We start from the raw sequence: 23,989 nt of genomic DNA on the forward strand, positions 1-23,989 counted from the left end.
GTCGTGGCAGGGGTCGTGGGTGGTCCGGGTGACTTGATGCGGACAGGTTGGCCGTCAATGCTCACCCTTGACACCTGGAGGCGTATCGCGCACCATCACCGATCATGAATTCGTCGACTACCGGCGACTCCGTGACGTACCCCGTCTCGATGACCATGGACCAATGGAGCTACATCGACGGCTGCATGGACAACGATGCCAGCGTCGAGACAGTGGGCGGCGATCGTCAACGAGCCGATCTCGCGCGCAGCATTCGTAGGGCCGGTTGGGAGCAGATCGCTCACTGGACACCCGGTGTTCCCGGCTCCGGGTCGTGGCCGCCCATGGAGGCGACAGTTACACCGAGACTTACCGCTGAGCAATGGCGACTCGTGCCCTCCGTCCTTGATCGATGGCTGGTTCCCGATGAAGAAGACGAAGAACTCGACGCCGAAGAACTCGCCGAAACAACGGCCCCCGAGGCAGCGGCCGAGCTTCGAGCTCTCATCTCCGCCCAGCTGACTGAGCAGGGGGTGCCGGACTGGTCCACGAAGGGAACATGAGGGACCGTCTGCCCTGTGGCTGTGGCCAAGGCGGACGCGCAGTCCGAACACGCTTGACCAGCATGCAGACAGCTGTCAGCGACCAGCTCGCCGCCCGTAGAGCAGAGCAACCGCTGGCTCCGCACCCCGGGACGGTGGCCCAGTACGTCCCTGGCTCCCGGCTGCCTCCGATTGCCTCGATTGCTCCTGATAATTGACCTTCTCGCGACTGGTGCGTCCACTGCAACGTCTGAGTCGGGGTGCCTTTACCGACGTGACATGGGCCGCCAAACCTCGAATGTCGCGGTGCCCGCCTTGAGAGGTTGTCAACGGCCGAGTGCAGGTCGGCTCGGAGCGGCCCACTGGTTGATTACACGAGGTCGCCAGTTCGGGCTTCGTTGCGGTTGACCTCCAGGGAAGCTCGACCGGCCCCTACCAATTCTCCTAACGGGTCGAGAGGCGTTCTTGATGCCGTCGGTGAACTTCATGCCCTTGCTCACGCAGCCAGGCGCGTAGAACGGTCCCGGAACGGCCACGTCGAGCAGGCGGCACACACGCCTTGGCACTCTCAACCTGGCGAGCAGTCTCACCGGACTGCTCGGTGGCTGACGTTGCCCTGGGCCCCCTTCCGTCAGCGGACCAGGCCCGTGGCGGCGTTCGATGAGGATGCCGGGTCGATCCGTATCGTCGCGGCGTGCGCCGCGGGGCTCGCGGCGAGGGCGCCGGCGGCGTGTCCGTACTTGCTCCGGTAGGCGGCGTCGATCTCGGAGGCGGGCGTGGTTGCCCGAGTTTCCAGGAGGACGTCGCGAGTGACGGCCCCCATCCGGATCTGTCCGTGGCGTTCCTTTTGCGCCGCCTGGTACCAGCGGGACCGGACCCCTCGGTAGGCGCGGACGAACAGCTCGCCGCGGACCAGGACCATACCGATCTCCACGCCGGGGTGAGCGTCGTCTCCGGCGGTCAGAACAAGGGATTCGGACCCGGCCAGAAGGGCGAGATCTTCGGGTGTCCAGGTGGTCATCGCGTCAGGCCCTCCGTCCGGTCGGTGCCCGGCTGCCGGGTGGTCCAGGAGGTGAGGATGCGCAGGGCGTCGTGGGAGGGACTGCCGGGTTCGGCGGTCAGGATCATCAGGCGCTGTACGGACCCGTCGGGGCTGGCCCAGGTGTCGCAGTCGAGGGTGAGGTCGCCCACCAGGTGGTGGCGGTAGTGCTTGGTGCCGTAACTGGCGCTGTTGACACGGTGTTCGGCCCACCAGGCGCGGAAGTCAGGGTCCTGGAGGGACAGTTCGCCGACGAGCTGGGCCAGGTCGGGATCGTCGGGGTCGGCCGCGGCCTCCATGCGCAGCGCGGCGACGGCTTCCCGGGCGTCGTGAGCCCAGTCTTGGTGCAGCTGCCGGACCACCGGGTTCGTGAACAGCAACCGCAGGTAGTTGCGCCGGTGGGCCGGGATGGTGGCGAAGTCGGTGTAGAGGGCTGCGGCGGCGGGGTTCCAGGCCAGGATGTCCAGGCGTTTGCCGAGGACGAGCGCGGGGGTTTCGGTGAGCTGGTCGAGCAGACGTCGCATGGCGGGACGCAGGCGCTGGGCGGGCCGGCGTCGGCGTGGGCGGGCGTCGGTTCGGCCGGCGAGTTCGTAGAGGTAGGTCTGCTGGTCGTCGTCGAGGCGCAGGGCGCGGGCCAGGGTGGTGAGCACAGGTACCGATGCCCGGACGCGGCCCTGTTCCAGTCGCGTGTAGTAGTCCACGCTGATGGCGGCGAGCTGGGCGACCTCCTCGCGGCGTAGTCCAGCGACTTTGCGGGCCGAGTCCGTCTCGGGAAGGCCGCACTCCCGCGGTGTCAGCTGGGCCCGGCGGGCCTTGAGGAAGGCTCCCAGCGCCCGGGAGTCGGAGTCTGAAGTCATGCTCTTAGTGTCATGGCGCCGCGACGGCCACGGCACATGGGTGAGGGGGCAAGTTCTTTCCCAGGCAGAAACCTGGCTCTCCCGCTCGTGTGGAGACTGCCCGAAGGTGGACGTGTGCCCGGCGGGGTGCGGGCCCCGGGTCCGCCGCGCGGGTGCGTTACGACACGTCATCACCGTCTCAGGGAGAGTGCCTCATGGCCAGGACCACCGTCAGCTTCGACAGCGCCGGCATCCCGCTCGCCGGCCACCTCTACACCCCCGACACGCCGGCGTCGGGTCCGCGGCCGGCGCTCGTGGTCGGTCACCCCGGCACCAGCGTGAAGGAACAGACCTCCGGCACGTACGCGCAACTGATGGCCGAGCGCGGTTTCGTCGCCCTCGCCTTTGACGCCGCCTACCAGGGCGAATCCGGCGGTCTGCCACGCGGCCTGGAGGACCCCGCCCAGCGGGTGGAGGACTTCAAGGCCGCCGTCTCCTATCTCACCACTCTCGACGAGGTCGACGCCGACCGGATCGGCCTGCTGGGCATCTGCGCCTCCGGCAGCTACTCGCTGGCCGCCACCGGCGGCGACCACCGCGTGAAGGCCGTGGCCACCGTGTCCACCGCCGAGCCCGCCCGCCAGTTCCGTCTCGGCGCCGACGGCACCCAGGATCCGGCTGTCTTCCAGGCCCTGCTGGACGCCGCCGCAACGGCCCGCAGCGCCGCCGCACGCGGCGAGGACCCGGGCACGATGACCATGTTCCCGGAGACCGCCGAGCAGGCCCGCGCGCTCGGCGGCCAGCACGGTGCCGAAGGCTTCGAGTACTACTGCACCCCGCGCGGCCACCACGAGCGCTCCGCGAAGACCCTCGCCTGGGAGAGCATCGACAGGATGGCCATCCATGACGCCTTCGTCGCTGTCTCGCTGATCGGCCCCCGCCCTATCCTTCAGATCATCGGCGAACGCGCCGTCACCGCGTGGATGGCCGTCGAGGCCCACCAGCGCGCCACCGGCCCCAAGGAGATCCACTGGATCAAGGGCGCCAGCCACGTCGACCTCTACGACAAGAAGGAGTACATCGACCCCGCCGTCGACAAGCTCACCGACTTTTTCACCACCCACCTCACCACCGACTGACGGGCCTTGGGACGCCGTTAACCAACGTGTCAAAGCCCGCGAATAGGCACGCGGGAGGCCCGTTTCACCTGGGATGACGGACCCATCGGCGGTCATGTGGCCTTCGTGCAGGGGTACCAGGGCGACGTGCCGTGGACGGAGCGGCTGGACTCGTCCTGATCCCGCCCGGTCACCGGGCGGCCGGTCAGTTCCTCGATGGCGGCCGCGGCCTTGGCCCGGCGACGTTCCGGGCCGCGATGGCGCCACCAAGGCCGTCCACCTCGATCACGCCGTCCGAGCCCTGCAGGCACCAATCGCCGTCCTCGCGCCACAGGCACAGACCGTCGTCGTACCAGCCCCGCCCCACCGGCCGAGACATCTTGCGGAACGTCTGGGACGTCTGGGACGTCCGTGGGGACGTTCTCAACGTCCTGGCCGGCCGCCTGACGGTTGCGGGCGTCCGGCAGGCGGGCATGGCGGCGCGCTGGGCGGCGCGGCGGTCACGCGCTCGCAGCGCCGGCGCGAGGGCCTCCCAGGTGACGCCGGCGTCGCGGGCGGCCTGAATCAGGTCGGGCTCGACGTCGGCCGGCCGATCGCGCAGGTCGGCCAGCAGAGCGAGAGCGGCCAGGGCCTCATCGCCGGTAGGCCGGGTGTCATCGAACCGGTGCGGGTTGGTCAGGTCGCGGCGGGCCGCACCTCACGGCGCAGGTCAGTGCGAGCGGGGCCGCCATCTCCGGGAAGGACGTGACCACCGAGCAGTGGACCGCGGTGAACTCATCCAGTCGCCCGTGGGCAAGTGATCGTTCTGCCGTTTGGGCCGTGATCTCTCCCAGCGATCGAGCTACGGATCGTAAGCTACGGCTACTCGGCGCTACCTTGTGGCCCATCGCCGTTACCCGAGCGTCGGGCCTCACAACATTGTGAGAACACAGATTGCGAGGTCATGAGAACGACGGCCGAGGACAAACCGGACACCGCCCGCCGCGTCGGCGCGGCGTGTCAGAACTCCTCATTTCTGCGAATGGGACGGGCAGGGCCAGACGGTTGCGAAGCCGGTGGTGACCTTGGAGCATCTCCTTACCAACGCGTGCGACGTGCCTGGAGCGCCCTGTGATCATCGAGGATCTGTCAGAGCCGGAACTCGCCCTCTGGGAGGCGTTTCCCGCTGCGCGTCCTGTGGATCTTCCCGGCACGCCCGTTCGGGCTGCGGTCATCGCAGAAATGCTGCTCGGCGCCCGGGAACGCCTTGCAGGTCAGACTCCTGGCATGCACCTGTCCGGAGCCCTGATCACCGGCCGGTTGGACCTGTCGTACGCCGAGGTTCAACACCCTCTGATTTTGACCAGGTGCGATTTCGAGGAAGCGCCGGTCTTCACCGGAGCCCACACCGGCCTGGTCGACCTCGCGGCTTCCCGGTTGCCCGGACTGCATGCTGCAGATGCCGTGATCGGCGGGGGCCTGCGCCTTGAAGACTGCGTGATCGATGGTCCGGTTCAGCTCGGTGGAGCCCATGTGTCCGGGACGATGAATCTCAGCGGCACGGTGATCCACGCAGATCTGGCCGTCCAGGCCGACGGCCTGATCGTCGATCGTGATCTTCTGTGTGCGAACGCCGTCGTCGACGGCGAGTTACGCGTCGTGGGCGCCAGGATCGGCGGGACGATGACCCTGGACGGCACACGGGTCGGGCGGTCAGGCGGCTGCAGTCTCACCGCCGAGGGGATCGTCATCGACGGCGGATTGTCGTGTGGTCACGGCTTTCACTCCTACGGCGAGCTGAGCGTGCAGGACGCCCGGGTGGGACGCAGATGCGTGTTCAGCGGAGCCCGGCTGTCCAACCCCGACGGCATCGCCCTGAACGGGGAAAGGCTCGCCATCGAGGGCGGGCTGCTCGTCAATGAGGGCTTCACGGCGGAGGGCGAAGTCCTCTTGCGTGGCGCTCACGTCGCCGGTTCGCTCTCCTTCGCGCTGGCGCGTCTCGTCAATCCGGGAGGGCGCGCGCTGAACGCGCCGCTGATGGAGATCGGCAGCGGGCTGCGAGCCACGCCGGGCTTCGTGGCGACCGGAGAGGTCTTCCTGGACTCCACCCAGGTCCGCGGATCGGTCAATGTCGATGGGGGCAAGCTGTCCAACCCGGGTGCGACGGCGCTTTCACTGCGGCGGCTGGGGGTCACCGGCAGGCTCAGCTGTAGCGAGGGCTTCAGCGCCGACGGGGAGATCGTGCTCAGCAGCGCCAGAGTCGAGGGCAGCGTGGACTTTCACGGCGCGGCGCTCAGCAACCCCGGGGGCCGGGTTCTGTCCCTGTGGGAGGTGAACGCCGGCGGTGGCATCGACTGCTGCGAAGGCTTCACGGCCGAGGGAGCCCTCTCCATCAGAAATTCCCGGATCGCCGCCACATTGTGCTTTGCGGAGAGCACCATCGACGGCGAGCTGCACCTGCGCGGCGTCGAAGCGGCTTCGCTGAAGATCGGGCCCCAGACCGTGCTGCTGGGCACCGTCGATCTTCGCCACACCCGAGTCGGGGTGCTCGATGACGTTCCCGGCCGGTGGCCCGCCCGCTTGCTGATGAATGGCTTCACCTACGACAGCCTGGAGGCTCCCCTGCCTGTCCAGGAGCGCCTTGACTGGCTGGCCAAGGAGGCCTACCAGCCCCAACCGTACGAGCAGTTGGCCACGGTCTACCGCAGGCATGGCCACGATGAGGCCGCTCGGGACGTGCTGCTGGCCAAACAGCGTCGCCGTCGCACCGGGCAACGACTCGGGGCACGGCTGTGGGGGTACCTGCAAGACTGGACCGTTGGCTACGGCTACCGCCCGTTCCGCGCCGGGCTCTGGCTCGCAGCCCTTCTCCTCCTCGGCACGGTCGTTTTCACCGTCCACCAGCCACCGGCCTTCAAGCCGGCCGAGGCGCCCGCCTTCAACGCCTTCCTCTACACCCTGGACCTGCTCCTCCCGATCATCAGCTTCGGACAGGAGACGGCCTTCGGCCCGCGAGGCTTACAGCAATGGCTCGCCGCCGCGATGATCACTGCGGGATGGATCCTTGCGACCACCATCGTGGCAGGCCTCACTCGCGCTCTCTCCCGCCAATGACCCGGCCAGAAGCACTGACCTCGGCACCCTGGCTCCAGCCGCAGCCGGCTGGGTTCGGGCCGCGTCACGCGCTGCACCGCCTCGACGAACTCGATGACCTGCTGCGGGAGCATCTCGGCAGGCACGGAGTCGGGCACGGCGAGCTCGCCCGCAGCGCCGCCACCAGCCTGGCCTTCGCCAGGATCGGCGAGGACGGGTCGGCGTCCTGCGACTTCCGGTTCGGCTGGCGCTTCTCCGGCCCGGTCCCCCTCGACGGCGTCACCTGCCTGCACACCGGATCGCCGGCCACGTTCGTCGAGCCCGGGGCCGCGCAGGTCAGGGAGGTGATGCGGGCCGCCGCCGCAGCGGGGGTCGTCGTCTCCTACGATCCCGACATCCGTCCCTCGCTGGTCGGCGACCGGGCATCCGCGCTGACCGCGGTCGAGGAGTGCGTACGGCTCTCCCGGCTGGTCAAGGTGAGCGCGGAGGACCTGGCCTGGCTGTATCCCGGCGAGCCGGACCTGGACGTGGCGCGCCGCTGGGCGGCGTTCAGGTCCGGCTCACCGGGAGAGCGCCTGGTCGAGGTGACCCGGGGCGGCGACGGAGCGTCGGCAATCCTCGGCGGCGGCGAGCTCACGGCGGAGCGGGTCCGTGACGCGTTGCGCCACGGATGCGCGGCGGGCGGCCATCGTGTGCACCAGGGAGGGCGCGGTCCCGCCGAGCCCGCAGGAGATCGGCGAACTGCTCTCCACGATGCCGCCCCCCGTCTGACCGATCTCATCGCAGCGCGGTGGCGAGGGTGTCCCAGCAGGGACCCCCTCGCTCTGTCTCGCGGGCGTGATCCCTCAGCCGCCGAAGGCCGGCTTCATCGCCCAGACCTTGAGCGACCTGACCGTGGCGGCGCCGTCCGCGAACAGGGGCAGGCCGAGGGACTCGTCACGGGCGGGGTACACGCGCGGGGTGATGGATTTGTGGCCCCCGGCATCGGCCTCGACCATGGATGTGCCGAGGAACACGTCAAGGGTGAGCACGTCGTTCGTGAGAGTGACAGCGCCGCATTGCACGCCCAGGCCGGCGAAGAGGCTGGAGACAGCGCCTGAGCTGGTCCGGTCGACGCAGAAGGATTTGTCGTTCTTGTTGGACGACAGGACGGTCTCCTCCTCTCCCGCGGCACTGCGTCTGGCCTTGATCCCTTAGCGGCTCGCGGTGGAGGCCGACATCTCCAGCTGGATGTGGAGGGTGTCGCCGCGAACGCCGGACAGCTGCTGGTCGCTCTGATCGGTGAGGGCGACCAGCGAGGCGATGCCGAAGATGATCGACCGGCCCTGCTCGTCGACGAACCCGCTGGGACCGGTGAAGTGCTCGCCGTGGTCGAAGAGCTTCGGGACGGTGGAGTCGGGGACGAACGTGCGCGTCGCCGCCTTCCAGGTCCCGATCCAGTACCAGACGTATTCCACGTTGTGCGGGCTGCCGCCCGACCACATCGGGTTGTTCGCGACGAACAGATCGGTCGGCGGGTCAGGTAACTCCATGAACGCGCTGACGCCCGCTTCAGCAGCCCTGGCATTGGAGCCGCCCTGCGTGATCAGACCCGGGTCGAAGGGCAGCCCAGCCCAGGTGAGGCCCACTCGGGCCCCGGCGCCGGCAATCGGGGATGGCGCGCTCGGCTCAGCACGGACACCCCACGAGACCGGCCACAGCGGCGTCGAGGTCCTTCAGCGCCGGGCTCCCATGCGGTTGTGCCGCCGGGAGAAGCCGATCCAGGCCGCAAGGGCGACCAGCGCCGCGAGGGCGATGATGCCGATCTTGAGGGGAGTCCCCATCCCGCCTTCGTCGTCCGCCGCGGTCGTCACCGCGGCGGCCTCCTTCTGCGCGGGGGCCGGATTCTGCGCGGGGGCCGTCGCCTGGTCAGGGCTGGGACCGGCCGCGATTGCGGGCGCGGCGGCGACCACGCCCGACTTCACCTTCACCGTCGCCTTCGCCTTGGACGGTTCGGTCGCGGTCACGGTGACCCGCCACTCCCCGCTCGGCAGCGGCTCGGCGGAGCGGTAGAGGTTCTGGCCCTCGCTCGCCGACCTGAGCGGCACCGGGCCGAAGGACCGGCCGTCGGCCGAGATCGCGGTCAGGCTCGCGTGGACGATCTCCGTGACGGGATGGCCGTCCTTCTTGTACGTCACCAGCACGTTGACGTTGTCCGCGCCGTCTCCTGCCACCTCCAGCTTGATCGGTCCCCCGTGGGCGGAGGCCACCGGCGCGCCGAGCACCAGCGCGAGCCCGGCCAGCAGGACGGTGAGGACGTATGCCGCTGCCTTTTTCACTGGTGGTGACTCCCCTCGGGTTCGGTGTCGGGGGTGAGCGCCCCTTCGCCGGGTGATGTCGGCAGGAACACGTGCTGGTGGCCGTAGCCCGCGTCGATGTTCAGCGCGTCGAGCGCGGTGGCGCCGATCGACCAGGTGTAGAGCGCGTCGGCGCGCTGGCGTACGGCCAGGTCGAGGACGGCGGCGCGGGCCGGTCCCGTGAGGTCCCGCGCGGCCGCGTAGGTGTCGACGGTCGTGGCGAACTGCCGTACGGCGGAGGCGAGGCTCGCCCTCGCCACGTTGGTGGCGGTCTCGCCGGACGGCGGGTCGGCGAAGCCGGCGACGGCCGCGGTGGCCGTCTTCCGCCAGTTCTCCACGTCGGCGGCGGTCACCGCGGCGGGACCCGCGGTGCCGTCGGCGGGCATGGCCAGGTTCAGCCCGTGGAGCACGGGGATGAGGCTGGACCGTGTGCCGCGGGCCAGCTCCGTCAGGGTCTTGATCTGCGTCTTGTCGCGGAGGGCGGACTCGGCGCGGAGGCGGTCGGCCGTCTGCTCGATCGAGTCCGGCCGGGTCAGCCAGAACACCACGCCGCCGGCGACGATCGCGCCGAGCGCGAACGCGACCGCGAGGGCGAGCACGCGTGCCCACGTCGCACCCCGTGCCGGGGCCGGTGGTCCGGGGCGCCTGATGGTGGCCGCCTCCTTGGGGCGGATGCCCATGGTGCTCACGCTCCCTGAGGTGTTTCCCTGGTGTGAAGCATGATCAGCTTCTGGATGCGCCTGCGCCGCCAGGCGGCGAGCAGCCGGATGGCGAAGCAGGCGAGGACGAGGAGGACGAAAAGGGTGAGCTGCGGCCATGGCAGCGCCCAGACCGTGGTGTCGACCGCCATCTGCTGGGCGGCGACGCCCGGGATCGGCTTGCCGGCGGGCGCGGGGATCGCCGTGACGGTCGTGCCGATGGGTCCCAGCGGCCAGGCGCCCGGCACCTGCGCGACGAACGTGCGGCTGCCGCCCGGCATGAGCTCCCTGGCCTTGGCCGCGGACGGGTCACTCCAGCTGCTCTCGCCCACGAGCGTGGACGTCAGAACCCGGTTGTCCGTGACCACCCGGACGTTGCCGGCGTTGGCCACGGTGTAGGTCACCTCGACGGACCCGGCGGCGAAGGGGTTCCACGACCCCACGTACTCGGCCCGCACGCCGGTCACGGCCACCTTGGCCACGTAGCCGCCGGTGACGCGGATGTTCAGGCGGACGCCCACCCGGTTCTGGACCCGTACCTGGCCGGAGATCGTCTCCAGGGACGCGGTCACGCCCGCGGGATGGTCTCCCGGCGTCGCGTTCTGGGGGATCGACACCGTCATGGGAACGATGGAGGTGGCGCCGGCCGCGATCGTCACCTTCTCGGGGACCGTTATCCAGGAGCCGCCGTCGACCGGCTCAACGTCCGAGGGCCGCATGTCGAAGTAGCCCTTGGCGGTCAGGTAGCCGTCGTTGGCGTCGATCGCGAAGTCGACCGGCTGGGTGGAGCGGTTGATGACCGCCACGTGCTCGACCACCTGCTGGCCGCCGGCGAGTTCGAGGTCGATGACGCTGCGGCCGTCGGGACCGTCGGCGTTGGCCGGCACGACCGACCAGGTGGTGTCGGCGGCGGACGGCGTCGCGAACGCCACCACGGCGACCAGCAGGGCTGCGCAGAGAGCGGGGAAGGCGGCGAGGGCGCCTCGCGAACGGCTTGTGCTCAACAGGGTGTCTCCAGTCTCGTCGTGGTCGTCCGGGACCTGTCCCGTGCCGGCGCAGGTCCCGGACGACCACAGTGGGCGATGGCGTCCTGCCTCCTGCTCAGGACTGGTCGAACAGCTTCAGGACCGTTGAACAGCTTCAGGACTGGTTGAACAGCTTCAGGACTGGTTGAACAGCGAAAGCGTCAGGGTCGAGCGGTATTCGCCGGCGGCGACGTCGGCGGGAGTGCGCAGCAGGAGGTCGGCGTTGACCTCCCAGGTGCCGATCTCGTCGGCGGAGTTCGCCGTCGACACCAGCAGCTCCTGGCCCTGCAGACCGACGGCGGGCGCTCCGGTGCCGTCGGAGATGACGCTGGAGACGGGCTCACCGGCCTCCACCGCGCCGGAGGTGGAGTCGCTCAGCAGGCGCGGCCGCCAGCCCAGGTACTGCGGGCCGATGGGCGGCGCGGAACCGCCGGTCGCGGTGAACTCGCCGGCCTGCCCGACGACCGCCCAGAAGTCACCGGCGGGGATCTCCTCGGGACGGCGGCTGTCGGTCACCGTGACCGTCGGCAGGGTGCCGACGAACTGGCGGGCGGCGGCGTTGGAGCCGTCCTCCTGCAGGGACACGCCGCCGTTGTCGGCGACGGTCATGGAGACCTGACCCGGAGTGGTGTTGGGCTCGATCGTCACCGACAGCTCGACGCCGTTCTCGGGGTCGTCGTCCGCCACCGCGGGACCGGCCACGCCGGCGAGCGCGACGCCGAGCACCGCCGCGGCGAGCAGGTGCGCAGTCTTGTTGATTCTCATGTGATCGCTCCATCTGTGGGGGGCGGGGCCGGCCGGCGGATCGGCCGGCCGGCCCCGGTTCTGCTGGGCGGTCAGCGGCAGCTGAGCGCCGGGTAGGCGGCGTCGTACGACGAGGTGACCTGCTCGCCGCCGATCGTCGCGGCCCCCTTCACGGTCACCGAGCCGGCGTCGATCTGCCCGGCCCGGCTGTTGAAGGACTGGTACGCCTGCTTGCCCGGGGCCACGTCGGCCACGGTCTTCGTACCGAACGGGGTGGTCAGCGTCACCGTGACCGGCACGTCGGAGACGTTGACGGCCGTGACCGCCACGTACGCCGAGGTGCCGATGCAGCGGGACGAGGCGGAGACCGTCAGCTTCACCTGCGGCGCGGACGCCGAGATCGTCAGCGTCAGCGTCTTGGCCTCTTCGACGTTGCCCGCCTTGTCGGCCGAGCGGTACTTGAGCTCGTGCTGCCCGTCGCCGGTCACGGTGACCGGTTCGGTGTAGGCGGTCCAGTCGCCGCCGTCGAGCTGGTACTCGGTCTTGTCGACCCCGCTGCCGCCGTCCTCGTCGGCGGCCGCCAGCGTGACCGACACCGGGCCGGTGAACGTGCCGCCCGGCGGCAACTCGGGCTCGGTCGTCGCCGTCGTCACCGGCGCCGTCCTGTCCTCGTCCGACCCGCCCTTGATCAGGTGGAAGTGGTCGAACGTGACCGTCTTCGACGCCGACTGGTTGGTGCCGATGGTGTACACGCCGACCTTGGCGCCGGTGGCCACCGCGCTGTTATCCACCGGGGCGGACAGAGCGGTCCAGGTCTCGCCGTCGGAGGAGTAGGAGCCGGTGTAGGTGTTGCCCTCCTTCTTGAGCCGCAGCCACCACACGCCGCTGGTGAGGTTGTTCACCTGCGGCTGCGGGTTCTGGACGGTGCCGCCGACCTCGCTGCGCAGTTCGATGCTCCGCGCCACCGTCGAGCCCGCCGAGTTGGTGGTGAGGAAGTCGAGCTTCACGTAGTCGTCGTCGCCGGTGTACGCCATGAGGCCGCCCTGCTGGTACTGCTCGTTGAGCGCCGAGGCGTCCACCTTGGTCTCCAGCGTCCAGTCGCCGCTCGGGGCCGGCTGCAGGATGAGGTTCTTCGGGCCGCTGTTGGTGGTCCCGTAGATGTCACCCGTCGTGGTGTCGAGCTGCAGCTTGCCGTCGCCGACGCGCGCCGCCGTGGCGTCGGGGCGCACGATCGCGCTCCAGCGGCAGGTGTCGAGCGCCGTGCCGTCGAACTCGTCGTCCGGGTCCGGCCCGGTCGCCGTGTCGTCCGGCGTGATGTGGAACCAGTCGAAGGACGCGTCCACCACCGGGTGGTCGGCCCCGGCCAGCGAGAGCAGGCCGATCTTGGGGCTGGTGATCCCGGCGAGCGCCTTGGTCTGGGGCATCGCGGTGAACGTGGTGCCGTCGGCGGAGTAGTGGGCGGTGATGTTGGTGCCGTCGCTGATGAACCGCACGTACACCGTGTCGGGGTAGGCGTCTCCCAGGTTGGCCGTGTTGCTCTGCGACACCTCGTTCGGGGCGCCGTTCTCCTCACGGATGAACTGGAAGATGCGGCTGGCGTGGTTGGGGCCCGAGGTCGACCGCGCCTGCAGCACCATCTTGGCGTAGTTGTCGTCGTCGCCGTAGATGATCAGGCCCGCCTGCTGGTACGCGTCGCGCGCGTCCAGCGTGAGCTTGGCGGTGGCGGTCCAGGCTCCCGACGGCGCCGGCTGCAGCACGATGTTCGGCGTGTTGCCGCCCGTGCTGTAGATGTCGGTGGTCGAGGTCGGGATCACCAGCTTGCCGTCGGCGACCCTGAGGTCCTGGTTCTCCCGGATGACCGACCAGCGGTCACGGTCGAGCTGGTTCCCCAGGAAGTCATCGGAACGGCCGCTGAAGCACACCGTGGCCGGCGCGTCCACCTTGACCGCGACCTGTGCGGAGGACGACGCGCCCTTGTCGTCGGACACGGTCACCACGGCAGTGTAGGTGCCCGGCGCGGTGTAGGTGTGGCTCGCGTCGGCGGTGGTGGGCTCCGGCGCGCCGTTCACGCCGAAGTTCCACTTGTAGGTGAGCGGGTCGCCTTCCGGGTCGGTGGCCGTCGCCTTGAAGTCGACCTTCAGCGGAGCGACGCCCGTCGCAGGGGTCCCCGTCGCGGTCACGGACGGACGCTGGTTCTCCGTGGCGCCCTTGCCGACGAAGTCGACCCAGTTGACGTTGACCAGGTAGGCGTTGTCGGCCGCGCTCGCCGGCTTGCGCACCACGAAGTACAGCGGTCCGCTCTCCGTCGGCGGGCTGGACAGGTCGAGCGTGACGTCGGCGAACGTCTGCCAGCCGCCGGTGGGCGCCACCTCGGCCGAGCCGACCAGCGTGCCGGTCTCGGGGTCGCCCGCCCGGACCTGCACGGTCCCGCCGGGGCCGCCCGAGGCCGCCCTGAGCCGGATCGCGGTGACGTTCGACAGGTTCACCGGGTCGAACGACCACCAGTCGCCGTCCTGGACGAACGCGATGTGCTGGTTGCCGCCCTGGGTGTCGCTGGTGGCCTCCGCCTGGACGCCCGCGGTGTCGGTGCCCTTGCCGTCGGCCACCCGGCCGGTCCGCGAGAAGTGCTCGGCCTGCTTGCGCTTGGGCTCCAGGATGACCTGGCCGCGCCCGGTCAGCGACTTGGCGCCGTTGGCGCCGCCGTCGGCGTAGCTGGCCTCGATGGCGTAGAAGAGGTTGTCGTACTCGCCGTGGCCGGCCTGCTGGGTCTGCAGCACGCCCTCACAGCCCTGGTGCTGGTCGAGCGGGTGGCCGTGGCTGTCGTGGCCGAGGATCGCCTGGATCTTCACCTTGTCGCAGTCGATCGTGCCGTCCTCGGGGTCGGTGACGGTGACCGTGAACTTCACCTGGTCGCCGAACTCGAAGAAGGCGCCGTTCGGCGGGACGGTCACCGAGACCGTGGGGCGGGTGTTGCCCGCGTTGATCTCCACGCCGGCGGTGCCGGTCCGGCCGTCGGAGGTCGTGATCGTCAGGACCGCGTTGTAGTCGCCCCCCTCCTCGTAGGTGTGGGAGGGGCTGGGGTCGGTGGAGTCGGTGTCACCGTCGCCGTCGAGGTCCCAGGCGTAGGTGATCGGCTTGCCGTCCGGGTCCCTGCTGCCCTCGCTGGAGAACGTCACGGCCAGCGGCAGCGGGCCGTCGGTCTTGTCCGCCGCGGCACGGGCGATCGGCGGGCGGGTGCCCTTGGTGTACACGATGCGGTAGATGCCGGAGTCGGCGTTGTCGCCGCCGAAGCCGGACCCCCACTCGATCATGTACAGCGCGCCGTCGGGGCCGAACTTCATGTCCATCGGCTTCTTGAACGTCAGGGAGCCGAGGATCGTGTTCATCTCGACGAGCTTGGTGCCGGTCTCGTCGAGCTGGAACGACCACACCTTGTCGTTGTTCCACTCGCCGAAGACCGCCTTGCCGTCCCAGTACGCCGGCCACTTCACGTCCGACTGCAGGTTCGGGTCGGAGCGGTAGACGGGGCCGCCCATGGGCGCGCCACCGCTCATCTCCGGGAAGTTCTGCGGGTCGGCCGCGTAGTGGTACCAGATCGTCGCCGGAACCACCGGCGGCAGGCTGGTCAGGCCGTCGTTGTTCGGCGACTCGTTGACCGGCGCGGCGCAGTTGAAGGCCGACCCCGACTGCCTGGTGGCGAAGTCGAAGTCGACGTACGGGGTGTTGTTCCCGACGCAGTACGGCCAGCCGTAGTTGCCCGGCTTGGAGACGATGTTCCACTCGACCGTGTTCTGCGGGCCGCGGGTGGTGCTCGCCGAGTTGGCGTCGGGGCCGTACTCGCCGAGCATGATGTGGCCCGTCTTGGGGTCGAGACCCATGCGGAACGGGTTGCGGAAGCCCATGCCGTAGATCTCCGGCTTGGTCTTCGCCGTGCCCGGCGCGAACAGGTTGCCGGACGGGATGGTGTACGTGCCGTCGGCCTCGGGGTGGATCCGCAGCAGCTTGCCGCTCAGGCTGTTGGTGTTGCCCGAGGTGCGCTGGGCGTCCCAGCTGGCGCGGCCCGACCGCTCGTCGATCGGCGTGTAGCCGTCGGAGGCGAACGGGTTGGAGTTGTCGCCCGTGGCCAGCCACAGGTTGCCGGTCTTGGGGTCGATCACCATGCCGCCACCGTGGTGGCAGCACTCGGCCCGCTGCACCGGGACGTCGAGGACCACCTTCTCGCTCGACAGGTCAAGGGTGTCACCCGTGACGGTGAACCTGCTCAGCCGGTCGACGTTCGCCCCGGTGGGCGAGTAGTACAGGTACACCCAGTGGTTGGAGTCGAAGCCGGGGTCGAGCGCCAGCCCGAGCAGGCCGCTCTCGTTGGCGGTGAAGACGTTCAGCTTCGCCGCCGTCACGGTGCCGCCCGCAGGCTTGATGATCTTGACCTCGCCGAGGCGGTCGATGTAGAAGACCCGGCCGTCCTTGGCGACGTCCACCATCATCGGGTTCGAGGTGTTGTCGTCGAGCGTGACCTTCTCGAAGCTTCCGCTCTGCGAGGCCGAGCAGTCGGCCTTGACCGCGCCGGCGGCCGTCTGGATGCCGCCGAGCAGCAGCTTCAGGAAGTTCGGCTCGCTGTAGTTCTCCTTCATGTGGCCGAGCCCCGTGTACCACGAACGGCCGCCGTCGAAGTCGTGACACCACGTGTTCGGGTGGTCGGCGCCCATCGTCGCGCCGGTGTAGGACTTCTCGTCCATCGACGTCAGCACGTGCACCGTGCCACGCGGATTCGCCCGGTAGTCGTACCACTCGTCGGTACGGGTCCAGGTCGTCGGCAGGTCCTTGGTGGACGGGTGGGCCGGGTCCTCGACCTTGACCGTGGCCTGCTGGATCGCCGGATGCGACTTGAAGTACGCACCGACCAGCTTGCCGTACCACTCCCAGTTGTAGCCGCTGTCGGCCGCGGCGTGGACGCCGGCGAAGCCGCCGCCGTTCTGTATGTAGCGCTGGAAGGCGTCCTTCTGGTCCTGCGTGCCCAGCGGGTCACCGGTCGTGGACATGAAGACCACGGCCTGGTACTGCGCCAGGTTCTGGTCCGTGAACAGCGCGCTGTCCTCGGTGGTGTCGACCGCGAAGTTGTTCTCCTGGCCGAGTTTCTGCACGGCCGCGATGCCCTCGGGGATCGAGTCGTGCCGGAAGCCGGTCGTCTTCGAGAAGACGAGGACCTTGAACGCGGGCTCCGCTGCCGCCGTGGCGGCCTCGGCGCTCACCGGCGCCGCGAGGAGCGTGACGAAGGGGGCGACGAGGGCTAAGGCCATCGTCGTCGCGGTTCGGCGCCTCGGGCGTCGTCCGCGTGCTGGCAGGGCCGCGTTGAGCAGCCTGGCCCACGTTCGATGACGTGGTGACATGGAAACCCTTCCTGACCGGGGGGACGTCAGGCAAGGCGCGCGCCGCCGCGCTGTTGCCACTTGGTGGTAGCGGATATGTGCGGGTGCTGGAGGGTGCCGTCTCCAGGTCTGTGGAGGCCGTCAGTAAGGTGCCGGCCGGGGTGGTGAGTCCATGATCGTCGTCGGGTCGTCGATGATGTCGCTGATCACCATGCTGGCGGCGCCGCGGGAGGCGGCGCCGAAGCCGAGCGTGGAGGCGACGAGCCGGCACTGGGCGGCCGGAGCGGCCACCACGAGCCGTCGCAGCTGGTCTTGTGCGTGGGGCAGCAGCCACTCGGCCAGCGAGGCGAAGTAGCCGCCGATGACGATCACCCGTGGGTTGAACAGGTTGGCCAGGATCGAGCCGCCGAGCCCGAGCCACTGGCCGACCTGTGCCACCGCCATCATCATCCGCCGCTCGCCCGAGGCCAGGCCCCTGGCGATGTCGGCGACCCGTTCGCCGGGGTCGGGCACCGGCATGCCGGGCAGCCCGTACGCCTGCTCGGGCATGGCCGCGCGGACGAGCGCGGCCAGGCCGACCTTGGTCTCCCAGCATCCGATGCGGCCGCAACCGCACTGGGTGCCGTTCGGGTCCACCTGCAGATGTCCGACCTCGCCGGAGAATCCGTCCGCGCCGCGCATGAGCTCGCCGCCCACGATGACGCCGCTGCCGACCCCGACCTCGCCGGTGAGGTACACCAGGTGGGGCGTGCCGGCGGCGACGCCGGAGGTGTATTCGGCCAGCGCGGCGAGGTTCGCGTCGTTGTCCACCCGCACCGGCACGCGCGGCGGGCCGAGCAAGGAGGCCAGCTGGTCGGCCAGGGGCAGGTCGCGCCAGTAGAGGTTCGGCGCGAGCGTCACGACGCCGCGGGCCACGTCCACGAGCCCGGGGACCGCCACCGCGATGCCGGCGGGCGCCGCTCCGGCGCGCCGCATGGCCTCCACGGCCTCCTTGGCCACGAGCCCGAGCCGGCGCACGGCGTTGTCCGGGCCGCTGCCCATGGCGTCGTAGACGACCCGGCGCTCGACCAGGACCCGGCCGCTGAGATCGGTGCCGTGGACCGCGATGTAGTCGACGTTGATCTCCATGCCGAGGGCGCCGACGTGCGCGCCGTGCAGCGCGACCGCCCGTCTGGGGCGGCCGACGGCCCCGGCGTGCTCGACGCCGACCTCGCGTACCAGGCCGCGTTCGAGGAGCTCGGCCATGAGGTTGGAGACGGTGGCCCGGTGCAGCCCGCTCGCCTCGGCGATGTGGGCACGGGACAGGGACGGGTGGTCGCGCAGCTCGCGCAGCACCAGCGAGAGGTTCGCCCGGCGCAGCGCGGCGGAACCCGCCGGCGGAGCGCCGGCCCGGACACGGCTGGGCGGTTTGTACGTCATGCGCACCACCCGCCCTTTGTTTGTCTCCGAGATCAATTAATCGGAGTTGTAACACGGGGATGTCCGGCCGTGCACTCCTGATTCTCGTAACGAGTTGGCATCGCTGGCATCGGTCCACGTCAGCGATCCATCAGGCGTCAGTTATCGGAACGTTACCGAAATTGCAACCGATTTCAGCCTTGTGTCCGCAGAGGTCGGCACCTTTAATTCGGCTAGCCATCCGCACTAATCGAGGAGGAGCGTGGACCACAACCGGACCGGCGGCCATGCGACCGACTCGGCGAGTCGCGGCGGTTCCGCGGGAGCCCCCGCGGACCAGGCCACCGTGCGCCGCTCCAACCTCGCCCTTGTGCTGCGTCATGTGAGCGCTAACGGCCCGTGCTCCCGGTCGGCCGTCGCCGTCGCGACCGGGTTGAACAAGGCCACCGTCACCAGCCTGGTGAACGAGTTGCAGACCCGCGGGCTGGTCAAGGAGATGGGACCGCAGCACGCTGGCTCCGTCGGCCGCCCGGGTGTCGCGCTCGGCCTGGACGGCTCCCGGGCCGGCGCCCTGGGCGTGGAAGTCAACGTCGACTACATCGCCGCGATCGCCACCGACCTGGCCGGAAGAGTGCTCATCGACCGGCGCATCGGCTTCGACGCCATGGGCTCCGGCCCCGACCGCTCACTGGACGAGCTGGCCCGCATGGTCGAGAAGACCCTCGCCGACCTCGACCGGCTCGGGGTCACCCCGGCCGGCATCACCGTGGCCGTCCCCGGCCTGATCGACACCACCACCGGCACCGTCGTCTTCGCTCCCAACCTCGGCTGGCGCGGGGTGCCGGTGGCCGGGCGGCTGGCCCAGGCGGACCTCGCGCGGGACATCCCCATCGCGGTGGACAACGACGCCAACCTCGCCGCCCTGGCCGAATACACCTCGGGCGTCGCGGCGGGCACCTCCGACCTGGTCTACCTCACCGGCGAGGTGGGCGTCGGCGGTGGCGTCATCTCCGGCGGCCGGCTCCTGGGCGGCGCGGACGGGTTCGCGGGCGAGGTCGGCCACGTCATGATCGATCCGTCCGGCGAGCGGTGCCGCTGCGGCCGCGTCGGCTGCTGGGAGACCAGGGTCGGGCTGGCCGCGCTGGTCCGCATGGCCACGCCGGACCGCGCGTACGGCACGGGCCCGCAGCTCGTCCGCGACCCGGAGGAGCGCCTGGCCGAGATCGAGCAGCGGCGGGCCGGCGGAGATCCGCGCGTCGACGCCGCCCTCGCGGAGGTCGGCCGGTGGCTCGGGATCGGAGCGGCCATGCTGATCAACCTCTTCAACCCACGCGTGATCGTGCTGGGCGGCTACTTCGCCCGGCTCGCCGACCCGATCATCCCCGCGGCACAGCGGGAACTGGCCCGCCTGGGCATGAGCGACGCCTTCGAGCGCTGCCGGTTCGCCGCCTCCGACCTCGGCTTCGGCGCCGCCTCGCGCGGAGCGGCCGGAGTCGTCGTCGAACGAGCCCTGTCCGACCCCACCGGCATCTCCATCCGAATGTCTCCGTCCATCGGGGTTATCGAGGGAACCCCGACGGCCTGATCGTCCCGCTCGCCCTGACCCACGTGCCCGCCACGCGGTCCCGACGCACGCCCTGTCCTCCGCACCCCCCATCCGCCTGATCGTGCTGTTCCGCACCGCCTCGGCACATTCCGCGTGCCGCGGCCATGGCGTCTGCCCCTTACCACCCAGAACGTCCCGCCCGCCTGATCGGCCGCCGGAGCCGCACCGGCACCGTTGACGCCGACCTCGGTGCCGCCGCGGCGGTGCCAACCGGCGCCGTCAGGCGGGCGGGGCACGGCCACACCGAACCGAGGGAGCCCCTGTGGCGCGGTCACCATCCGACTCCTCATCCCTGCTCGTGATGCGGGCAATCGTCAAGCAGTTCCCCGGCGTGCGCGCTCTGGACGGCGTGCACCTGGAGGTCGAAGCCGGAGAAGTGCATTGCCTGCTCGGCCAGAACGGTGCGGGGAAGCCCACGCTCATCAAGATTCTCTCCGGCGCCCACGAACCCGGCGAGGGCGAGGTGGTGCTCGACGGCTCGCCCGTACGGCCGGCGCCGCCCACCGCGGCGATGCGTCACGGCATCGCCGCGCTGACGCTGACGCAGGACCGCAGCGAGGGTTTCGCCGACGCACTGAAGACCTACGGCTTCACCGTGACCGCGCAGCAGGACGCCAAGTTCACGGTGGAGTCCGGCACGCAGGTGGCCGGCAACCTGATGCAGGCGCACAAGAAGATCGACGCGATCTGGAACCACGGCGACGACCAGGGCATCGGCGTGCTGGCCGCGATCAAGGAGGCCGGCCGCGACGAGTTCTTCATGGCCGGCGGCGCGGGCGGCCAACGCCATGCGCGACCTGCTGGAGCAGCAGATCCCGCAGTCGATCACCCTGGCCTCGGAGACCATCACCAAGGACGACGCCGCCCAGTACCTGCCCCTCGGGTTCGAGTCATGAGGCCCGTCATGGGGATCGGCATGGTCGGGTACGCGTTCATGGGCCGTACCCGTTCCCAGGCGTGGCGCAGCGTGGACGCGTTCTTCGACCTGCCGGTCGAACCGCGATGGTGGCCGTGGCCGGCAGATCCGCCGAGGCGACCGCGCGGGCGGCCGCGAAGCTGGGGTGGGCCCACGCCGAAACCGGATGGAAGCGCCTGCTCGACCGCGACGACGTGCACGTCATCGACATCTGCACGCCCGGCGACTCGCACGCCGAGATCGCCGTCGCCGCGCTGGCGGCCGGCAAGCACGTCCTGTGCGAGAAGCCGCTCGCCAACACCGTGGCCGAGGCCATGGCCGCGGCGGCGGCGAAGGAGGCGGCCGGGCGCGGCGTGCGCAGCATGGTCGCGCTCAACTACCGCCGCGTGCCCGCCGTCGCACTGGCCCGGCGGTTCGTCGAGAGGGCAGGCTCGGCGAGATCCGGCACGTACGGGCGCAGTACCTCCAGGACTGGATCGTCGACCCCGAGGTCCCCCTGGGGTGGCGGCTCCAGAAGGACAGGGCCGGATCCGGGGCTCTCGGCCGGCGGCGGCGCCGGGCGGGGCACGGTCACCGTGGACGACGCGGCCCTGTTCATCGGCCCTGTTCATCGCCCTGTTCATCGGCCGGCTCAGCGGCCGGCTCAGCGGCGGAGGGCCGGCCTCCTTCGAGGCCACCCGCTTCGCGTCCGGGGGCAAGAACGCCTTGCGCATCGAGGTCAACGGCGCCCTGGGGAGTTTGGCCTTCGACTTCGAGGCGACGAACGACCTGTGGTTCCACGACCACACCCTCGACAGCACCGAGCACGGAATCCGGCGGGTGCGGGTCACCGGGCCGGACCACCCGTACGCCGGGGCGTGGTGGCCGCCGGGTCACGGCCTCGGGTACGAGCACGCCTTCGTCCACGGGACGAAGGACTTCCTGGAGGCGATCGCCGCCGGTACCGGCCCCGCCCCGTCCTTCGGGGACGGCCTGCGGGTGCAGCGGGTGCTGGCGGCCGTCGAGCAGAGCGCGGCTGAGGGCAGCCGCTTCACAACTGTGGAGGATTCATGACCAGACCGGTCACGTTGTTCACCGGGCAGTGGGCGGACCTGCCGTTCGAGGAGGTCTGCCGGCTGGCGTCCGAATGGGGCTACGACGGCCTGGAGATCGCCTGCTGGGGCGACCACTTCGAGGTCGACAAGGCCCTCGCGGACGACTCCTACGTCGAACGCAAGAAGGAGACCCTGGCCAAGCACAACCTCGGCGTGTGGACGATCTCCAACCACCTGGTCGGCCAGGCGGTCTGCGACCACCCCATCGACGAGCGCCACAAGGGCATCCTGCCCGCCCGCATCTGGGGCGAGGGCGAACCCGAAGGCGTACGGCAGCGCGCCGCGGAAGAGATCAAGAACACCGCCCGCGCCGCGGCCGCACTCGGCGTCACGACCGTCGTCGGCTTCACCGGCTCGCCGATCTGGCACACGCTGGCGATGTTCCCGCCGGTGCCCCCGTCCATGATCGAGGCGGGGTACGCCGACTTCGCCGACCGGTGGAACCCGATCCTCGACGTCTTCGACGAGGTGGGCGTGCGCTTCGCCCACGAGGTGCACCCCAGCGAGATCGCCTACGACTACCACACCACGGTGCGCACGCTGGAGGCCATCGGGCACCGGCCGGCCTTCGGCCTCAACTGGGATCCCTCGCACATGGTGTGGCAGGACCTGGACCCGGCGGGCTTCATCCTCGACTTCGCCGACCGCATCTACCACGTGGACTGCAAGGACGCCCGGGTCGCCACCCGCGACGGACGGCGCGGCCGTCTGTCCTCCCACCTGGCCTGGGCCGATCCCAGGCGCGGCTGGGACTTCGTGTCCACCGGCCGGGGCGACGTGCCGTGGGAGGCGTGCTTCCGTGCGCTCAACCACATCGGCTACGACGGCCCGATCTCCATCGAGTGGGAGGACGCGGGCATGGACCGGTTGCACGGCGCGCCGGAATCCCTCGCCTACATCCGCTCGCTCAACGCCATCACGCCGCCGGCCGCCGCCTTCGACGCCGCCTTCTCCTCCGAGTAACCCGGCCCGCTGTGGGCGGCGGCCGCATCCCGGCCGCCGCCCACCGGAACCGACCGCCGTGGACATCCCGCGCCCCAGTGAATGATCGTGACAGGAGACAGATGAGAACCGGAATATGGCTGATCGGAGCACGAGGATCGGTCGCGGTCACCAGCGTGCTCGGGGCGCTGGCGGTGCGAGCGGGCCTGGCCGACCCCATCGGATGCGTCCTGGAGTCGCCCGCCCTGCACAGCGACACTCTCCCCGGCATCGGAGACCTGATCTTCGGCGGCCACGACATCTCCTCGATCCCCCTGGGCAAGAAGGCCGCAGCACTGGCCGAGGCGGGAGTCGTCCCCGTCCGGCTGGCCGAGGCCGTACAGGACGCGCTCGCCGGGGTCGAGCAGGACGTCCTGCCCCTGCCGGTACGCGACACCCAAGCCGGAACCGCCGACGCCATCGGCGCCGACCTGGACCGCTTCCGCCGCCGGCACCAGCTGGACCGCGTGGTCGTGATCAACGTGTCGACCACCGAACCGGCGCCGCCGCCCCATCCCGCCCACGCCGGCCTCGACGCGCTGCGGGCCGCGCTCGACGGCCGGGAACCCGTCCTGCCGCCCAGCGCCCTGGCCGCCTACGCCGCCCTGCGGGCCGGCTGCCCGTACGTCGATTTCACGCCCTCCACCGGCGCCCGCCTGCCCGCCCTCGACGCCCTCGCCCGCGAGCAGGGGCTCCCGTACGCGGGCCACGACGGCAAGACCGGCGAGACCCTGGTCAAGTCGGTGCTCGCCCCGATGTTCGCCCTGCGCAACCTGAAGGTGCGCACCTGGTCGGGGATCAACCTGCTGGGCGGCGGCGACGGCGCGAACCTGGCGCAGCCGGCGGCCAACGCGGCCAAGTCCGCCAGCAAACAACGCGTGCTCGCCGAGACGCTCGGTTACGCCCCGCAGGGCGACACTCGGATCGACTTCGTCGAGGACCTCGGCGACTTCAAGACCGCCTGGGACCTCATCTCCTTCGAAGGCTTCCTCGGCACCCGCATGCGCATGGAGTTCAGCTGGCACGGCTGCGACTCGGCACTGGCCGCGCCGCTGGTCCTGGACCTGGCGCGACTGACCGCGGCCGCACACCGGGCCGGCCGCACGGGCCCGCTCACCGAACTGGCCTTCTTCTTCAAGGACCCCCTCGGAGACGCACCGCACGGCCTGGCCGAGCAGTGGCAGGCGTTGCGCGCCGCCGTGGACGCTCTCGGCCCGCGAGGAGAGGGCCGGTGACGAG

At 70.4% G+C, this 23,989-nt stretch carries 17 protein-coding genes and 2 pseudogenes; 9 read left to right on the top strand and 10 right to left on the bottom strand.

All coding sequences use genetic code 11. The features are described from left to right. The first annotated feature begins 149 nt into the window (after positions 1-149). Positions 150-542: a hypothetical protein gene (locus HD593_RS30340; protein WP_185105415.1), complete on the top strand. Its 393-nt coding sequence runs from the start codon at positions 150-152 to the stop codon at positions 540-542. A gap of 610 nt (positions 543-1,152) precedes the next feature. On the opposite strand, the gene HD593_RS30345 is transcribed toward HD593_RS30340, so the two are convergent. Together HD593_RS30345 and HD593_RS30350 are read right to left on the bottom strand one after the other, a co-directional pair. Beyond that, positions 1,153-1,542: a DUF2255 family protein gene (locus HD593_RS30345; RefSeq protein ID WP_185105416.1), complete on the bottom strand. Its 390-nt coding sequence runs from the start codon at positions 1,540-1,542 to the stop codon at positions 1,153-1,155. Next, entirely contained in the window at positions 1,539-2,417 is an 879-nt protein-coding gene (locus HD593_RS30350; protein ID WP_185105417.1) for a helix-turn-helix domain-containing protein, read from the bottom strand. The genes HD593_RS30345 and HD593_RS30350 overlap by 4 nt, the downstream gene beginning before the upstream one ends. A 194-nt stretch (positions 2,418-2,611) precedes the next feature. Between HD593_RS30350 and HD593_RS30355 the strand changes: the two genes are divergently transcribed. After that, entirely contained in the window at positions 2,612-3,535 is a 924-nt protein-coding gene (locus tag HD593_RS30355) for an alpha/beta hydrolase (RefSeq protein ID WP_185105418.1), read from the top strand. 1,089 nt (positions 3,536-4,624) lie between these two features. Continuing rightward, entirely contained in the window at positions 4,625-6,607 is a 1,983-nt protein-coding gene (locus HD593_RS30360) for a hypothetical protein (RefSeq protein ID WP_185105419.1), read from the top strand. Between the two features lie 824 nt (positions 6,608-7,431). Here HD593_RS30360 and HD593_RS65250 read toward each other — a convergent pair. From HD593_RS65250 to HD593_RS30400, 8 genes are all read right to left on the bottom strand, one after another. Then, on the bottom strand, positions 7,432-7,776 hold the full coding sequence (locus HD593_RS65250; RefSeq protein ID WP_185112219.1) for a GH32 C-terminal domain-containing protein: 345 nt from the start codon (positions 7,774-7,776) through the stop codon (positions 7,432-7,434). A 3-nt stretch (positions 7,777-7,779) separates the two neighbouring features. After that, a complete protein-coding gene (locus HD593_RS30370; protein ID WP_185105420.1) occupies positions 7,780-8,214 on the bottom strand; it encodes a hypothetical protein in 435 nt (144 codons plus the stop codon). 87 nt (positions 8,215-8,301) lie between these two features. Further along, on the bottom strand, positions 8,302-8,904 hold the full coding sequence (locus tag HD593_RS30375) for a hypothetical protein (protein ID WP_185105421.1): 603 nt from the start codon (positions 8,902-8,904) through the stop codon (positions 8,302-8,304). Next, positions 8,901-9,611 carry a hypothetical protein gene (locus HD593_RS30380; protein ID WP_185105422.1) on the bottom strand — a complete coding sequence of 237 codons (711 nt, stop codon included), beginning with the start codon at positions 9,609-9,611 and terminating at the stop codon, positions 8,901-8,903. Before HD593_RS30380 ends, HD593_RS30375 begins: the two co-directional genes overlap by 4 nt. After that, positions 9,608-10,624, bottom strand: coding sequence for a COG1470 family protein (locus HD593_RS30385; RefSeq protein WP_185105423.1), 1,017 nt, complete (start codon positions 10,622-10,624; stop codon positions 9,608-9,610). The genes HD593_RS30380 and HD593_RS30385 overlap by 4 nt, the downstream gene beginning before the upstream one ends. Before the next feature lie 156 nt (positions 10,625-10,780). Further along, the gene (locus HD593_RS30390; RefSeq protein ID WP_185105424.1) at positions 10,781-11,410 is read right to left on the bottom strand and encodes a hypothetical protein; all 630 of its coding nucleotides are present in this window, start codon (positions 11,408-11,410) and stop codon (positions 10,781-10,783) included. 71 nt (positions 11,411-11,481) lie between these two features. Further along, positions 11,482-16,686 (bottom strand): ThuA domain-containing protein, encoded by a 5,205-nt coding sequence (locus HD593_RS30395; RefSeq protein WP_221525061.1) that lies wholly within the window; start codon positions 16,684-16,686, stop codon positions 11,482-11,484. 210 nt (positions 16,687-16,896) lie between these two features. Next, the gene (locus tag HD593_RS30400) at positions 16,897-18,174 is read right to left on the bottom strand and encodes an ROK family transcriptional regulator (RefSeq protein ID WP_185105426.1); all 1,278 of its coding nucleotides are present in this window, start codon (positions 18,172-18,174) and stop codon (positions 16,897-16,899) included. Positions 18,175-18,415: 241 nt separating this feature from the next. On the opposite strand from HD593_RS30400, the gene HD593_RS30405 reads away from it, so the two are divergent. From HD593_RS30405 to HD593_RS30430, 6 genes and pseudogenes are all read left to right on the top strand, one after another. Next, on the top strand, positions 18,416-19,738 hold the full coding sequence (locus tag HD593_RS30405; RefSeq protein WP_345151483.1) for an ROK family protein: 1,323 nt from the start codon (positions 18,416-18,418) through the stop codon (positions 19,736-19,738). 322 nt (positions 19,739-20,060) lie between these two features. Continuing rightward, positions 20,061-20,483 (top strand): annotated as a pseudogene (locus HD593_RS64975) (ATP-binding cassette domain-containing protein); the annotation flags it as partial. Between the two features lie 278 nt (positions 20,484-20,761). Continuing rightward, positions 20,762-20,965: pseudogene (locus HD593_RS64550) on the top strand (Gfo/Idh/MocA family oxidoreductase); the annotation flags it as partial. Positions 20,966-21,176: 211 nt separating this feature from the next. After that, positions 21,177-21,728, top strand: a complete 552-nt coding sequence (locus HD593_RS64555; protein ID WP_312904481.1) for a hypothetical protein — start codon at positions 21,177-21,179, stop codon at positions 21,726-21,728. After that, positions 21,725-22,732, top strand: a complete 1,008-nt coding sequence (locus HD593_RS30425) for a sugar phosphate isomerase/epimerase family protein (RefSeq protein ID WP_185105427.1) — start codon at positions 21,725-21,727, stop codon at positions 22,730-22,732. The genes HD593_RS64555 and HD593_RS30425 overlap by 4 nt, the downstream gene beginning before the upstream one ends. Positions 22,733-22,833: 101 nt before the next feature. Beyond that, positions 22,834-23,985 (top strand): inositol-3-phosphate synthase, encoded by a 1,152-nt coding sequence (locus tag HD593_RS30430; RefSeq protein WP_185105428.1) that lies wholly within the window; start codon positions 22,834-22,836, stop codon positions 23,983-23,985. Positions 23,986-23,989: the final 4 nt, after the last annotated feature.

The organism is Nonomuraea rubra, from assembly GCF_014207985.1.
In the GTDB taxonomy this organism is placed as follows: domain Bacteria; phylum Actinomycetota; class Actinomycetes; order Streptosporangiales; family Streptosporangiaceae; genus Nonomuraea; species Nonomuraea rubra.

Bases quoted from the DNA above. Each gene is read 5' to 3' on its own strand.
- HD593_RS30340 (WP_185105415.1), top strand. From the start codon at position 150: ATGACCATGGACCAATGGAGCTACATCGACGGCTGCATGGACAACGAT.
- HD593_RS30345 (WP_185105416.1), bottom strand. From the start codon at position 1,542: ATGACCACCTGGACACCCGAAGATCTCGCCCTTCTGGCCGGGTCCGAA.
- HD593_RS30350 (WP_185105417.1), bottom strand. From the start codon at position 2,417: ATGACTTCAGACTCCGACTCCCGGGCGCTGGGAGCCTTCCTCAAGGCC.
- HD593_RS30355 (WP_185105418.1), top strand. From the start codon at position 2,612: ATGGCCAGGACCACCGTCAGCTTCGACAGCGCCGGCATCCCGCTCGCC.
- HD593_RS30390 (WP_185105424.1), bottom strand. From the start codon at position 11,410: ATGAGAATCAACAAGACTGCGCACCTGCTCGCCGCGGCGGTGCTCGGC.
- HD593_RS30395 (WP_221525061.1), bottom strand. From the start codon at position 16,686: ATGGCCTTAGCCCTCGTCGCCCCCTTCGTCACGCTCCTCGCGGCGCCG.
- HD593_RS30400 (WP_185105426.1), bottom strand. From the start codon at position 18,174: ATGACGTACAAACCGCCCAGCCGTGTCCGGGCCGGCGCTCCGCCGGCG.
- HD593_RS30425 (WP_185105427.1), top strand. From the start codon at position 21,725: ATGACCAGACCGGTCACGTTGTTCACCGGGCAGTGGGCGGACCTGCCG.
- HD593_RS30430 (WP_185105428.1), top strand. From the start codon at position 22,834: ATGAGAACCGGAATATGGCTGATCGGAGCACGAGGATCGGTCGCGGTC.